This window comes from Isoptericola aurantiacus (genome assembly GCF_044769875.1).
GTDB classification, from domain to species: Bacteria; Actinomycetota; Actinomycetes; order Actinomycetales; family Cellulomonadaceae; genus Isoptericola; species Isoptericola aurantiacus.
This window is the reverse complement of sequence record NZ_JBJBAE010000002.1, coordinates 1-13477: the sequence shown is the minus strand read 5'-3', so window position 1 is coordinate 13477 and position 13477 is coordinate 1. Positions and strand designations below refer to the sequence as shown.

The following is a 13477-nucleotide window of genomic DNA, read 5'->3' as shown; positions in this document are numbered from 1 at the left end:
CCGGGCCACCGCCCCGGACGCGACGACGGCGCCGACCCCCCAGTGAGTCGGCGCCGTCGCTGCGTGTGTCGGCGCTGCGTCCGTCAGCCGGCGACCAGCGGGTCGAGCTGGAGCGTCCGCAACGCCTCGCGGACAGCGCTCGGCGGGTCGTGCAACGAGACCGTCAGGCCCTCGTCCTGCCCGATGCGGCAGAGCTGGACGAGGAAGGCGATCCCCGCCGAGTCGATGAACGTCACCCGGGAGGCGTCCACGACGACGGGTTGGTCTCGCTGGAACGCCCCGGCCAGTGCGGCCGAGGCCTCGTTGCGCAGGGCGGAGTCGATCTCGCCCCACAGAGTCACCACGCTGGCCCGCGGGGTCTCGCTCAAGGAGATCCCGCCGGCACGCACCTCGCTGGTGAGGGTCACTGTCACACCTTCGTCCCTGAGTGTCGAACGCCCCCTGCGTACCGCGGCGCGGTACCGGCGTCCAGGACACGCGACCTCGTCGTCGCGTCGCGGACCAACCTACCTCACGACGGCGTCGGTGTGGAACCCGTCACAGGGCGAATCTTGACCGAACATTCACCAATCATGGCCCGAAGCAGCCTTCTGGTGGGTCACAGATCCCGTCGGACGACGCGACGGCGCGCCGTCGGGGCCGAGACCTGGTCGAACCCTGCCGCGGCGAAGACCTGCGGCGTCCCGACGCTCGCCTCGTCCCAGACGACCTCACCGCCGTCCCGGGCCACGATGGGATAGCCCTCCAGCGCCGTCGCGCCCCGCTCCCGGGCGAAGTCCACCGCGGCCCGCGCCAGCTCGTACATCAGGCCCTGCCCGCGGCTGCCGGCCCGCACCACGAAGCACGCGACGGCCCACACCTGCGGGTCCTCCCGGTCCTCGTGCCGTCCCGACCAGACCACCGGGCTGCGGCCGTAGTAGCGGCGGTAGGTGGGGCGCGGTGCGACGGCGACCCACCCGACCGGCTCGCCGTCGTCGTAGGCGACCAGGCCGCTCGTGGTCGGGGCGTCCGGATCGTCGGCGCAGGTCAGCTCGGCCAGCCGCAGCCGGCGCTCCTCGACGGGCATGTGCCACCACAGCCTGTCCCCCAGGACCTGTCGCTGGCACTGGCACCGGCCCGCCTGCGAGGCGCCCAGCACCGCCTGGAGGTCCTCGAACGGGACCTCGTTGGCCGGCCGGAACACGAGGGTGTCCATGCGGGCACGCTACTCGGCGTCACCGACCGCGGCGCGGGGTGCGGGCGCGGCGTCGAAGGCGGGCAGCCCGTCGATGCTCGTGGCGTTCTTGCGACGCCGGTACTCCTCCTGCCCGGCCTCGCCCTTGCGCGCGAAGAACGGACCGAGCAGGTCGCGCTCGCCCTCGTAGGACATCAGCGGCACACCCCAGCCGCAGCTGTCGGAGACGCGTTCGACGTCGACCACGACGACGGCGCGCGCGCCGGGAACGTCGGCGAACCTGCCCGCCAGGGCCGGGTACCCGTCGTCGTGCCGCGTCACGACGCGGCCGACGCCATGGAACCGCACGATGTTCGGCGCGCCGTCGAACGCGCAGAACATCACGGTGACGCGGCCGTTCTCGCGCAGGTGCGCCACCGTCTCGCTCCCGCTCCCCGTGGCGTCCAGCCACGCGAACGTGTGGTCGTCCAGCACGGCGAACGTGCCGGGCAGTCCCCGGGGCGAGACGTTGACGTGGCCGTCCGCCGCGAGCGGCGCCGTCGCCACGAAGAAGACGTGCTGACGCTCGACGAACTGGCGCAGGCGGTCGTCGATCCGCTCGTGCAGGTTCATGCCTGCATCATGCCAAGCGCACGGCTCGGAGGCGGACGAGCCGGTCTGTACGCCGGGTTCTGTTCCCGCACCGGGTTGCCCCGGTGCGGGCGACGGTCATCCATCTAGGCCCTGCGTCGCCGCAGGGCTCGAGCGGTCTACCCGGCTGTGCTTCTCCGGAGAGAATCGGGCGGGCCGCCCTCGAACACAACCTGTCTGACCTTGCTCCAGGTGGGGTTTACCGAGCCGTGCCCGTCACCGGGCACGCTGGTGGTCTCTTACACCACCGTTTCACCCTCACCCGTACGCCGAGGCGCACGGGCGGTCTGCTTTCTGTGGCACTGTCCCGCGGGTCACCCCGGGTGGCTGTTGGCCACCACCTTGCCCTTCGGAGCCCGGACGTTCCTCGGCGGTGCTCCCGCAGGAGCACCGACGCGACCGTCCGACCGACTCGTCCGCCCGGCCAGGATACCGGGATCAGACCTCTACCCGGTACGGCAGGGCGAGCTCGTCACCCGATCGGCCCCGGATCCCCCAGTTCTCGCGCGGGGACTCGAGGATCACCACCTCCAGGTCGTCGGCCGGCAGGCCGAGCGCGGGGGCGACGTCGTCGTACAGGGCGGCGATCAGCGCTTTCTTCGCGGTGACGGACCGACCCGCGAAGCACACGATCTCGACCACCAGGTAGGCCGGCGACCGCGGCGCGACGAGGTCGCCGTCGTCCAGCAGCAGGAACCGGTGGAAGCGCTTGTCCTCCGGGAGGCCCCAGGCCCCGACCAACGCCGCGTGCACGGCGTCGGAGACCTCCGCGCGCCGCGCGCCCCAGACGGACCTGTTGCCGTAGACCTTCACCTGCGCCATGGCGCGCCCTCCCGTGTCAGTGGTGCGTGCGGTCGTCCTGCGCGACCCGGCCGCTGCGCGTGTCCGAAGGGACGCGTGAGCGATCGCACGTCGACCGTCGTGCCCCGATCCTGCCACCGCTGCATAGGGTGTCCCGGTGCTGCTCTGCCTGCCGCCCTCCGAGGGCAAGACGCCCGCGCCCGACGACGGCGCACCGATCGACCTCGCCACGCTCACCGCACCAGGGCTCACGGCGCGGCGGGAGCAGGTCCTGGACGCCCTGGCCGCGGTGAGCGCACGCGACGACGCGACGGCCGTCCTCAAGGTCGGGGCGAGCCTGGCCGGTGAGGTCGCCCGCAACACCGCGCTGCGCGCCGCACCGGCGGCGCCCGCGAGCACCGTCTACACCGGGGTGCTCTTCGCCGCCGCAGGTCTCGCGGACCTCGACGCCACGGCCGCCGCACGCGCCGCGGCGTCCGTCCGCATCTTCTCCGGCCTGTGGGGCGTGGTGTCACCGCAGGACCGCATCCCCGCCTACCGGCTGTCCATGGGGGTCACCCTGCCCGGCCTCGGCGGCCTGGCCGCCGCCTGGCGCCCCGCGCTGTCCGCCGCGCTCACCGGGCGCACCGCGGGCGACGTCGTCGTCGACTGCCGGTCGGGCATCTACCAGTCGGCGTGGAGACCGGTCACGACCGGCGACGACGCCGCGGAGTGGGTCACGGTCCGGGTCGTGCGCGAGGCAGACGGCGCGCGGGCCGTCGTCTCGCACAACGCCAAGCACACCCGGGGCGTCCTGGCCGGTCACCTGCTGCGCCGGGACGGCGCACCGCCGACGTCGGCGCAGGAGCTGCTCGGCGCCGCCCGGGAGCTGGACGGCGAGATCATCGGCACCGAGGTGGGCACCGGGCTGAGCTACCGGATGATCGAGGCCGCGCTGCACGACCCGGCCACGCGGCGTGGGCCGCGCACCCTGGAGCTCGTCATCGCCTGAGCCGGGTCGGCGGGCGGGCGCCGCAGCACCGGCGCACACTGGCTCCGTGGCCTACGACGACGAGCTGGCCGACCGGGTGCGTGCCGTGCTTTCCCGGTACCCCGGTCTGACCGAGCGCAGGATGTTCGGCGGCATCGCCTTCATGCTGGGGGGCCACATGGCTGCCGGGGTCGTCCGGGACCAGGTGATGGTCCGTGTCGGGGTGGACGGCCACGAGACGGCGCTCGCCGACGGCGCGACGGCCATGACGATGGGCGATCGGACGATGCGCGGCACGGTCGCCGTCGGGCCGGACCTGTGGGGCGACCAGGAGGTCCTGGACGCCTGGCTCACGCGCGGCGCCGAGCATGCCGGGAGCCTCGAGCCGAAGGGCGGCTGACCCTCAGTCCGCGGCGGGGAAGCCGGTCGCCGTCACCTCGCGCACGCCGTCGGGCCACTCCCGCACCACCGTGAGCGAGCAGGGCGGGACCCGGATCCGGCCCCACGCCGTCGGCGGGGCGTCCAGGGCCTGCCCGACGACGGAACGGATGACGGCCGCGTGCGCGACGAGCACGGTGGTCGCCCCGAAGGATCGACCCACCACGTCCTCGATCGCCGGGGCGACGCGGTCCCCGAGGTCGGCGTACGACTCGCCGCCGGGTGGCGCGACCGTACCTCCGGTCACCCAGTCGAGCAGGCCACCGGGCCACCCCTCCTCGACCTCGGCGGGCCCGAGGCCTTCCCACGCGCCGAACCGGCACTCGGCCAAGCGTTCGTCGACCGCCACGGGCAGACCGAGCCGACGGCCGATCGCGGCGGCGGTCTCCTGGGTGCGGATCATCGGCGAGGCGACGAGCGCACCGGGCCGCGGCAGGTCGGGCCACCGGTCCTTGCCGAGGCGGAAGACGGCGTCGGCCGCCTGGGCCGCCTGCCGCCGGCCTGCCGTGGTCAGGGACGGGCCCGGCACGTCCCCGCCGGACAGCGCCCCCACCTCCGTCATCGGCGTCACGCCGTGACGCACCAGCACCACGGTGGCGGACACCGCGCCGTCGTACCGCGCGAGCGCCCCGGGAGCGGGCCGTGCCATCAGGCGGCGTCGGGGTCCCGCACGAGGATGCGCCCGCACTCCTCGCACCGGACCACCTGCTCGGGGGCCGCGTTCCGGGCGGTCGCCAGGTCGCCGGGGTTGAGCTCCAGCCGGCAGCCCTCGCACCGGTTCCCCCGCAGCGCGGCGGCTCCCAGTCCGCCGAGCTGGGTGCGCAGCCGGTCGTACAGCGTGACGAGTGCCGGGTCGAGGCCGTCGACGGCGGCAGCCCGGTCGGCCGTGACGCCTCGTGCCGCGCCGTCGATCTCGGCGAACGCGGCGTCCCGCTCGGCGGCGGCCTTCTCCTTCGCGGCGACGAGCTCGCCGTGCGCGGCCTCGACCTCGGCCAGCGACTTCTGGTGCGCCTCGAGCCGTTCCATGACCTCCAGCTCGGCGTCCTCCAGCACGCCCTGGCGGCGCGCGAGCGCCTCCAGCTCGCTGAGCACCGCCGTGGAGTCCTTCGCGTTCAACGCTCCGGAGTCGAGCTTCTGCTGGTCGCGGGCGGCGCGTTGACGCACCTGCTCGACGTCGGCCTCGGCCTTGGCCACCTCGCGCTCCAGGTCCGCGACGGCCGTGCGGGAGTCCACCAGGGAGCCGTGCAGGTCGCCGAGGCGACCCTCCAGCTCGGCGACGGCGGCGAGCGACGGGTGGTTGCGCCGCTGGTGGGCGAGCTGCTGCAGCCAGGTGTCGAGAGCCTGGACCTCGAGCAGGCGACGCTGGTCCTCGACGGGTGCGGTGGCCATGGGTGGGTCCTCTCGTCCGGCTGTTCAGATGGGGGTCAGCGGCCTGAGCTCGCGAGGCGCGCGCTCCAGGGGTCCGTCACGCGGGTGCTCACCCTGGTGGTCACCGTACCCTCTTCGAACCGGGCGGCCAGGTCCGCCGCCGCGTAGGCCAGCCAGGGCCACTCCGAGGCGAAGTGGGCGACGTCGACGAGGTAGGGCGTGCCCGTGTCGGTGGCCGTGGCGCCGGCGGACTCGAACGCGGCCCGCTCGCGCAGCTCCGAGGCGGGATGGTGGCGCAGGTCGGCGGTGAGGTAGACGTCGGCGCGGGCCGCGCGGACGGCGTCGAACAGGGAGTCGCCCGACCCGCCGACCACGGCGGCCGTGCTCACCAGCGCGTCCAGGTCGCCCGCCACCCGGACGCCCTGCGCGGTGGACGGCAGCACGGCGGCCACGTGCTCGGCGAACTCGCGCAGCGTCACCGGACGTTCCAGGGTCCCCGTGCGGCCGATGCCGCGCTCGGCGTCGTCGGTGCGCGCCACCAGGGGTTCCCGGTCCACGAGCCCGACGAGGTCGGCGAGCGCGTCGGCGACCCCGCGCGGCGCGGCGTCGGCGTTGGTGTGCGCGACGTGCAGGGCACAGCCCGCCAGGAGCAGCCGGTGCACCACGGCGCCCTTGAAGGTGGTGGCCGCCACCGAGGTGACCGGCTTGAGGTAGAGCGGGTGGTGCGTGACGAGCAGGTCGGCACCCCACTCGATCGCCTCGTCGACGACGGCGGCCACCGGGTCCACGGCGAGCAGCACCTTGTGCACGGGGCGGGTCGGGTCACCGGCGACCAGCCCGACGGCGTCCCATCCCTCCGCCGTCCGCGGCGGGTAGAGGTCCTCCAGGACCGTGACGACGTCGGCCAGCGTGGGTGCGCTCATGCGCCCGACGATACCGACGTCCGCGCCGGCACCGGGCGCCGTCGGGCGTCGGGGCCGGTGACGCTAGGCCATGTCCTCGAGCTCTTTGTCCCTCGTCTCCGGGACGAACCTGAGCACGAAGAACAGCGACGCGAGCGCGGCGATCGTGTAGAAGCCGTAGGCGAACCACAGCCCGACCTCGGCCATGGAAGGGAAGGAGCTGGAGATCGCGAAGTTCGCCAGCCACTGGGCGGCCGCGGCGATCCCCAGCGCGGTCCCTCGGATCTTGTTGTTGAACATCTCCCCCAGCAGCACCCACACCGCCGGTCCCCACGACATGCCGAAGAACACGACGAACAGGTTGGCGGCGACGAGCGCGATGATGCCGGCCGACCCGTCGAGGACCGGTTCGAGCTCGCCGTCGGCGTTCGCCACGAGAGGCGCCTGGCTGAACACCACGGTCATGGTGCCCAGAGAGACGAACATGCCCGCCGAGCCGATGGTGAGCAGGCGGCGTCGCCCGATCTTGTCGATGAGCAGGATGGCCACGACCGTCACCACGATGTTGGTCACCGAGGTGATGACGGTCTGCTGCAGGGCGTCCTCCTCGGAGAAGCCGACGGCCTGCCACAGCGTGGACGAGTAGTAGAAGATGACGTTGATCCCGACGAACTGCTGGAACACGCTCAGGGCGATGCCGATCCACACGATCGGAAGCAGCCCGCCGGTGGGCTTGAGCAGGTCCCGCAGCGACGTGGTGTGGTCCCGCACGATGGTGCGACGGATCTCCGAGATGCGGGTGTCGATCCCCTCGGTCAGGACGCTGCCGAGGACCTCGCGCGCCTCGTCCTCGCGTCCCTGGTGGACCAGGAACCGTGGCGACTCGGGGATGGAGAGCGCGAGCGCGCCGTAGAGGACCGCGGGGATCACCTCCGCGAAGAACATCCACCGCCAGGCCGCGAGCCCGAACCACAGCTCGTCGCCCGCACCCCCGGCGGCCGCGGCGATCGCGTAGTCGGACAGCAACGCGATGAAGATGCCGGTGACGATCGCCATCTGCTGCAGCGAGCCGAGCCGGCCCCGGATGTGCGCCGGCGAGATCTCGGCGATGTAGGCCGGGGCGATGACCGAGGCGGCCCCGACACCCAGGCCGCCGATGAGTCGCCACAGGATCATGTCGACCGGGCCGACCGCGAAGGTGGAACCGACCGCGGAGACGGTGAACAGCACCGAGGCGATCACCATGACCCGCACGCGCCCGACGCGGTCCGCCAGACGACCGGCGAAGTACGCACCGGCCATGCACCCCAGCAGCGCCGAGGACACCACGAACCCGGTCAGCCCGGCACCCATGCCGAAGTCCTCCTGCATGGGTGTCACGGCGCCGTTGATGACCGCCGTGTCGAAGCCGAAGAGGAACCCGCCGAGCGCCGCCGTCACCGCCAGCTGGATCACTCGTCCCGCATGAAAGCCCTGCTCATGAGTCTGCGCCGTATCGGACATGCTGTCCTCCCACCCGCCGTCGTCGCCAGGTGCTGTCAGCGTAGGCCGGTGCCCCCGTCGCTGCACCCCAGGGTCGAGCGGCTACTTCGCGTCCGCGTAGGAGTCGACCGTCGCGACCGTGAGCGGGAACGACACCGGGAAGTCGCCGAACAGCAACCGACCCGCCTCGTCGGCCGCGGCACGGACCTCGCGGGCGACGTCGTCCGCGAGCGCCGCGGGAGCGTGCACCACGACCTCGTCGTGCAGGAAGAACACCAGGTGGGGGCGGTCCGCGAACGGTGCCGGCGCCAGCCCCGGGTCCTGCGCCCGGGGCAGCTCCCACAACCGGCGCCGGATGGAGGCGAGCCAGCACAGGGCCCACTCCGCGGCCGTGCCCTGGACCACGAAGTTGCGGGTGAACCGGCCCCAGGAGCGGGCGGAGGACCGCGCGAGGCTTGCGGCGTCGGGCGGGGCGCCGTCACCGAGCGCACCGGACTGCGCGGCGTCCCACTCCTGACCGGGCGGCGGCGAGGTGCGGCCGAGCCGGGTGGTGACGACCCCGCCGCGCTCCCCCGTGCGGGCGGCGTCCTCGACGAGGCCCATCGAGCGGGGGAAGGCGCGCGACAGCCGCGGCAGCACCTGGCCGCTGGCGCCCGTGGTGCCGCCGTACATGGCGCCGAGCATGCCGACCTTGGCCTGCTCGCGCGTCTCCACGGCGCCGGAGGCGACGATCCCCGCGTACAGGTCCCCGCCCCGGCCCGCCGCCGCCATCGCCTCGTCCGCGGCCATCCCGGCCAGCACACGTGGTTCGAGCTGGGCGGCGTCCGCGACCACGAGGACCCACCCGGGGTCGGCCCGGACAGCGCTGCGCACCCCCTTCGGCAGCTGCAGCGCTCCCCCGCCGGTGGACGACCAGCGGCCGGTCACGACACCACCGACCACGTAGTCGGAGCGGAACCGGCCGTCGCGGACCCACTGGTCCAACCACGACCAGCCGTTGGCCGTGTAGAGCCGGTACAGGTTCTTGTACGCCAGCAGCGGGGCGATCACCGGGTGGTCGAGCGACTCCAGCTCCCCCTTGCGCAGGCTGCGCGCGCCGACTCCTGCGTACTCCATCGCGCGCAGCAGGTCCGGGTGGGAGTCGGGATTCAGAGTGGGCGGGGCGTCCAGCGCGGCCCGGATCCGCACCGCGAGCGCCTCGAGCTTCTGGGGTCGGCGGCCCTCGGCCGGGCGGGGTCCGAGGGCGTCGGCGAGGATGGCGTCGTGCACGTCGGCCCGCCAGGGCAGCCCGGCGTGGTGCATCTCGGTGGCGACGAGCGCTCCCGCGGACTCCGCGGCCAGCAGCAGCCGCAACCGACCGGGCGTCTGCGACCCGGCGACGGCGTCGCGCTGGGCGGACAGCTCGGCCAGCGGGTCGGGAGCGTCCGACGACGGCGTGCCCCCGTGCGCAGGACGCTCGGCGACGTCGAGGTCGAAGAGTGACTCGGCCTGCGGACGCCGGCCCGGCACCGGGACGCTCCCGCCCACCGGCACCGCCGTCAGGGTGTCCCAGGGCGACGGCGGAGCCGTCGCCAGCGCGGAGGCGGCGCTGGCCGTGGAGTACCGCAGCACCCGATGGGCCAGGCGCAGGTCGTGCGCTCGCTCGACGCGGACGCCGGCGGTGAGCAGCGCGGGGTACCAGCAGTTCGTGTCGTCCCACGTCCAGCGTGGGGGCCCCGCCGCGCCCGGGTCGCGGCGCTCGAGGCGCTGCACCACGGAGGGAAGGTCGTCCCCCGTGGCCTCCTGCGGGACGGACGGTGCGTCGTCGCCGGCGGTGGCGCCGTCGGGCACGCCGACCACACGGACGGTTCCCGCGGGCCGGCGGGCCAGGACGACGTGCACGCACGCATCATCCCCCGCGGGACCGACACCTGCGGCCCGCTCGCGCGCAGCCCGCCCGCCGGTCACCATGATGGCCGGTCGAGGGCGCCCGCCCAGGGCACCGGGCCCCGCGCGTCCCGGCCGGACGTCCCCGGTCGGCCAGATCACACCCCGTCGCCGTGCCCTGGTCCCGCCGATCGGCGGGCCGTCACATATCCTGTGCTGGCCGATGACTGAGATGACCGAGACCACCGCACCGACCGCGCCGCGGCGCACGAGCACCCGCCTCGACGTCACGCCCCGACCGCGGAGGACGGCGTGACTCCGACAGGTCCCGCCGAGGGGTCGGCGAGCGGGCACGTGGTGCTGGGCGGCGCGTACGTGCTGGGTGACGTCCTCGGCACCGGCGGCACGTACACCGTCTACGAGGCCTCGCGGCTGCCGGCGCCCGGAGCCGCTTCCGACGGTGCGGCGGACTCCGCCGGGGCGGGTTCCGACACCGCCGCCGCGGACGAGCCGCCGCTCCTCGTCAAGGTCCTGCACCCGCACCTGGTCGACGACGAGGCGGCCCGCGCCGCCCTGGCCCGCGAGATCGCCGCTTCCGAGCAGATCGACCACCCGGGCGTGGCGAAGGTCCTCGACACCGGGGAGGACGCCGTCGCCGGCTCGACCGTCCCTTGGATCCTGACCCGGCGGCTTCCCGGCGTGCCGCTGTCAGACGTCGTCGGCAGCGACGGCCTGCCGTGGCCGGAGGCGCTCGTCGTGGTGGACGGGCTGCTCGTGGCGCTCGGCGCGGTGCACGCCGCCGGTCTGGTGCACCGCGACGTCGGGCCACGCAACGTGGTGGTCGCGCGGCGCGACGACGGCGGGTTCGACGTCGGGCTGATCGACCTCGGTCTGACCGCCCCCGCCGGCGGTGAGGGTGACGGCGGGCTCGTCGCCGGCTCGGTGGTCTGCATGTCACCGGAGCAGGCCCAGGGCAGGCCGCTCGACGCCCGCAGCGACCTCTACTCGGTCGGTGCGCTGACGTACTTCGCCCTGACCGGGCACGCGCCGTACGAGCGGGCACGGCCCGACGACGTGGCGCGCGCGCACGTCGAGGCACCGGTCCCTGCGCCGTCGGCACGGCAGGCCGCCGTCCCGGTCTCGGTGGACCGCTTCGTGGCGCAGTCGATGGCCAAGGACCCGGCGCGCCGGTTCGACTCCGCACCGGCGATGCGCGCGGCCGCAGCGCCGCTGCTGGGAGTCGCCGCGGCGGCGTCCGGGGGCGAGGCGACCGGTTCCGAGGCCACGATGACGCTCGACCAGATCGCCGCGGACGACCCCCACCGGACGGCGGTGGTGGCCGCTGCCGGTGCTGCGGCCGCGGCCGCGGCCGCTGCTGCTGCCGCCGGCGACGACGCCGAGCTGCAGCGCACGCGGCAGCTCGGTGCTGTCGGGGCGGCGGGTGCGGCCGGTGCCGCTGCTGCGGCGGGTGCCGCTGGTGCGGCGGGTGCCGCTGGTGCGGCGGAACCGACCGGCGCCGCCGGAGGGCCCCCGACGCCCGTCGAGGGCGTGCCGGTGGCGGACGGCGCGGCGCCTCCTCCTGGCGGCACACCGACCGAGTCCGGCACCGGGACCGTGCTCAAGCCGTGGCTGATCGCCGCCCTCGTGCTCGTCCTGGTGGCGGCAGCGGTCGCGGCGGTCGTCCTGTGGCCGCGGGACAGCGGCGATCCCGCACCCGTCCCGGCGGTCACGACGAGTGCGTCGCCGACCCCGTCGCCGACGGCCTCGCCGTCCGAGTCCCGCGAACCGTCCTCCGCGCCCACCACGGCGCCGACCACACGCTCTTCCGCCTCGCCGACGCCGTCGTCCACCCCGTCCCCGAGCCCTTCGCCGACCCCCAGCGACGAGCCGTCCGAGGACCCGACACCCACGGACGAGCCCACCGAGGACCCGACGTCGACGCCGGACCCGACACCGACCAGCGACCCGACGCCGACCGCGACGCCGGACCCGACCCCGACGAGCGACCCGACGCCCACAGCGGACGCGACACCACCGAGCAGCCCGGCGCCGTCGGCAGCGCCGAGCTCAGGTGCCGGCTCGGGCTCGGGCGGCGCCGTGACCTCGCCCTGACGGGCCGAACCGGTGTGACAGGGTGTCGGGTGTGACCACGGCCTTCGAGATCGTCTCCCACCACGACGCCGACGTCGACGCGCTCTTCGACGCCTCGCTGAGCATCGACGCGCACGTCGACTCCATGGCCGCCTCCCACGAGCGCGCCGTCGGCGGCGTCACGGGCGGGCAGATCGGTCTGGGCGAGACCGTCACGTGGCGGGCACGGCACCTCGGCGTCTGGTTCACCATGACCTCGCAGATCACCGAGCTGCAGCGACCCGCACGCTTCGTCGACCAGCAGGTGCGGGGGCCGTTCCGCAGCTTCGTCCACGTCCACGAGTTCCACCGGGTCGACGGCGGGACACGCATGGTGGACACGATCACCGTGGCCTCGCCGGTGCTCGGGCAGCCGGCCGAACGGCTCGTGCTGGTGCCCTACCTGCGCCGGTTGATCCGGCAACGCAATGCGCACCTGGCGGCGATCACCGCGCCGTGATCCGTCGCGGACCTCCGTGTTGTCGTCAGGAACCGGAAGGCGGCGGCGGATGAGGCGCAGAACTTGCGTCCACGCCCCATCCGCCGACGACGACATCCCGCCGCGTGCCTGGTGTCAGCAGGTGATGATGAGGCCGGTGAGGCTGCCGCAGTGGGCGGTGGAGGTGTCGTTGGCCGGGTTGGGGTCGTCGGGGCTGGACGAGACGCGGGTGGCGGTCGCGTTCAGTGAGCCGATGGCCAGCAGGGCGATGTTGGCCTTGAACGACAGCGAGCTGGTGTCGCCGTTGGTGATTGCTCCGGTGTCGCAGGTGACGACGTCGGTGGACGAGTCGTAGGCGCACGCCGCGGGCAGGTTCGCCACCGAGTACACCTTCTGCGGCAGGTCGATCTCCACGCCGGAGGCTGACGCGTCGCCCGGACCCGCGTTCGACACGTCCAGGTCGTAGGTGATCTGCGAACCCAGCAACGGACCAGCCGTCGCCGACAGATCCACACCCAGATCCGCCTCCGCCGGCGCCGTGACGGTGAAGAGCCTCGTTGGCGTCAGCTGGTACGGAGTTCCGTTGAATCTCCCGACTCCGGACAAGTTGTAGGAACTCGGCGCGGCGTCGGGGTTGACCGTGAGATTGATGGTCGCCTTGACCGTTGCTCCCGGCGCGACGGGGGCGCTCACGACGTTGAGGCCGGTGCCCGGTACGCGCTGACATTCGGTGACTGCGGGATCCACGTCAGTGCAGGGCTCGAAGTTGTGGAGGTAGCCGCCGGCCGGGATCGTCGGGCTGAAGAGTCGGGCCTCTGCCGTGAATGTCGACGAGGTCGTGCTGACGAACGTCACCTCGGCCGTGATGGCATCCCCGGGTGCCGCGGTCGTGTCCGAAAGTGCGATCGAGATCGAACCCTGATTGGTGTTCGCCGTGTAGGTCCACGGGTCGGACGCCTGGGCAGGCAGCGCTGTAGCGGCAAGGCTTGCCGAGGCAAGGGCCGCGGCACCGACGCTGGCAGCCAGTCTTCTGACAATGGTGCGCATGGTTGCTCCTCGATGAGTAATGGGTGCTTGACGGCCGGACGACCGTTTCGAGCGGATTGTTTGATATGGCGGATCTACCTCCGATCCGGGATCCCGGGGGCCGCGCTCCCGCCCTCTCGGACGAGCGGTACGGGAGCGCGGCGGCTCAGGGTCAGCAGGTGATGATGAGTCCGGTGAGGCTGCCGCAGTGTGCGGTCGACGTGTCGTTGGCCGCGTTGGGGTCGTCCGGG

14 protein-coding genes and 1 other RNA gene are annotated in these 13477 nt (G+C 73.7%); 4 read left to right on the top strand and 11 right to left on the bottom strand.

What is annotated here, in order from left to right; translation table 11 throughout:
* Positions 1-83 precede the first annotated feature (83 nt).
* The 5 genes from ACIQLL_RS06785 to ACIQLL_RS06765 form a co-directional block, all read right to left on the bottom strand.
* Positions 84-407, bottom strand: a complete 324-nt coding sequence (locus ACIQLL_RS06785; protein WP_402464678.1) for an STAS domain-containing protein — start codon at positions 405-407, stop codon at positions 84-86.
* Between the two features lie 191 nt (positions 408-598).
* Positions 599-1195: a GNAT family N-acetyltransferase gene (locus ACIQLL_RS06780; RefSeq protein ID WP_402464676.1), complete on the bottom strand. Its 597-nt coding sequence runs from the start codon at positions 1193-1195 to the stop codon at positions 599-601.
* A 9-nt stretch (positions 1196-1204) separates the two neighbouring features.
* Positions 1205-1786, bottom strand: coding sequence for a pyridoxamine 5'-phosphate oxidase family protein (locus tag ACIQLL_RS06775; RefSeq protein WP_402464674.1), 582 nt, complete (start codon positions 1784-1786; stop codon positions 1205-1207).
* A 32-nt stretch (positions 1787-1818) separates the two neighbouring features.
* An RNA gene (gene rnpB / locus ACIQLL_RS06770) (RNase P RNA component class A) lies at positions 1819-2219 on the bottom strand.
* 23 nt (positions 2220-2242) lie between these two features.
* Positions 2243-2626 carry a tautomerase family protein gene (locus tag ACIQLL_RS06765; protein ID WP_402464672.1) on the bottom strand — a complete coding sequence of 128 codons (384 nt, stop codon included), beginning with the start codon at positions 2624-2626 and terminating at the stop codon, positions 2243-2245.
* A 136-nt stretch (positions 2627-2762) separates the two neighbouring features.
* On the opposite strand from ACIQLL_RS06765, the gene ACIQLL_RS06760 reads away from it, so the two are divergent.
* Together ACIQLL_RS06760 and ACIQLL_RS06755 are read left to right on the top strand one after the other, a co-directional pair.
* Positions 2763-3596: a YaaA family protein gene (locus tag ACIQLL_RS06760; protein WP_402464670.1), complete on the top strand. Its 834-nt coding sequence runs from the start codon at positions 2763-2765 to the stop codon at positions 3594-3596.
* A gap of 46 nt (positions 3597-3642) precedes the next feature.
* Positions 3643-3975: a TfoX/Sxy family protein gene (locus tag ACIQLL_RS06755; RefSeq protein ID WP_402464668.1), complete on the top strand. Its 333-nt coding sequence runs from the start codon at positions 3643-3645 to the stop codon at positions 3973-3975.
* A gap of 3 nt (positions 3976-3978) precedes the next feature.
* Here ACIQLL_RS06755 and ACIQLL_RS06750 read toward each other — a convergent pair whose 3' ends face one another.
* From ACIQLL_RS06750 to ACIQLL_RS06730, 5 genes are all read right to left on the bottom strand, one after another.
* Positions 3979-4662: a histidine phosphatase family protein gene (locus ACIQLL_RS06750; RefSeq protein WP_402464666.1), complete on the bottom strand. Its 684-nt coding sequence runs from the start codon at positions 4660-4662 to the stop codon at positions 3979-3981.
* Complete coding sequence (locus ACIQLL_RS06745) at positions 4662-5402, bottom strand: zinc ribbon domain-containing protein (RefSeq protein ID WP_402464664.1); 741 nt, start codon at positions 5400-5402, stop codon at positions 4662-4664. Before ACIQLL_RS06745 ends, ACIQLL_RS06750 begins: the two co-directional genes overlap by 1 nt.
* A gap of 35 nt (positions 5403-5437) precedes the next feature.
* Entirely contained in the window at positions 5438-6304 is an 867-nt protein-coding gene (locus ACIQLL_RS06740) for a Nif3-like dinuclear metal center hexameric protein (RefSeq protein WP_402464662.1), read from the bottom strand.
* Positions 6305-6367: 63 nt separating this feature from the next.
* Entirely contained in the window at positions 6368-7786 is a 1419-nt protein-coding gene (locus ACIQLL_RS06735; RefSeq protein WP_402464660.1) for a sugar porter family MFS transporter, read from the bottom strand.
* A gap of 81 nt (positions 7787-7867) precedes the next feature.
* A complete protein-coding gene (locus ACIQLL_RS06730; RefSeq protein ID WP_402464658.1) occupies positions 7868-9646 on the bottom strand; it encodes a bifunctional 3'-5' exonuclease/DNA polymerase in 1779 nt (592 codons plus the stop codon).
* Between the two features lie 297 nt (positions 9647-9943).
* Here ACIQLL_RS06730 and ACIQLL_RS06725 point away from each other — a divergent pair, with 297 nt between their 5' ends.
* Entirely contained in the window at positions 9944-11743 is a 1800-nt protein-coding gene (locus ACIQLL_RS06725; RefSeq protein ID WP_402464656.1) for a serine/threonine-protein kinase, read from the top strand.
* A 31-nt stretch (positions 11744-11774) separates the two neighbouring features.
* On the top strand, positions 11775-12221 hold the full coding sequence (locus ACIQLL_RS06720) for an SRPBCC family protein (protein ID WP_402464654.1): 447 nt from the start codon (positions 11775-11777) through the stop codon (positions 12219-12221).
* 114 nt (positions 12222-12335) lie between these two features.
* On the opposite strand, the gene ACIQLL_RS06715 is transcribed toward ACIQLL_RS06720, so the two are convergent.
* Positions 12336-13247, bottom strand: coding sequence for a hypothetical protein (locus tag ACIQLL_RS06715; protein WP_402464653.1), 912 nt, complete (start codon positions 13245-13247; stop codon positions 12336-12338).
* Positions 13248-13477: the final 230 nt, after the last annotated feature.

Excerpts from the sequence above, each read along its gene's own strand:
- ACIQLL_RS06715 (WP_402464653.1), bottom strand. The coding sequence starts at position 13,247 with ATGCGCACCATTGTCAGAAGACTGGCTGCCAGCGTCGGTGCCGCGGCC.
- ACIQLL_RS06740 (WP_402464662.1), bottom strand. The coding sequence starts at position 6,304 with ATGAGCGCACCCACGCTGGCCGACGTCGTCACGGTCCTGGAGGACCTC.
- ACIQLL_RS06745 (WP_402464664.1), bottom strand. The coding sequence starts at position 5,402 with ATGGCCACCGCACCCGTCGAGGACCAGCGTCGCCTGCTCGAGGTCCAG.
- ACIQLL_RS06750 (WP_402464666.1), bottom strand. The coding sequence starts at position 4,662 with ATGGCACGGCCCGCTCCCGGGGCGCTCGCGCGGTACGACGGCGCGGTG.
- ACIQLL_RS06775 (WP_402464674.1), bottom strand. The coding sequence starts at position 1,786 with ATGAACCTGCACGAGCGGATCGACGACCGCCTGCGCCAGTTCGTCGAG.
- ACIQLL_RS06735 (WP_402464660.1), bottom strand. The coding sequence starts at position 7,786 with ATGTCCGATACGGCGCAGACTCATGAGCAGGGCTTTCATGCGGGACGA.
- ACIQLL_RS06780 (WP_402464676.1), bottom strand. The coding sequence starts at position 1,195 with ATGGACACCCTCGTGTTCCGGCCGGCCAACGAGGTCCCGTTCGAGGAC.
- ACIQLL_RS06765 (WP_402464672.1), bottom strand. The coding sequence starts at position 2,626 with ATGGCGCAGGTGAAGGTCTACGGCAACAGGTCCGTCTGGGGCGCGCGG.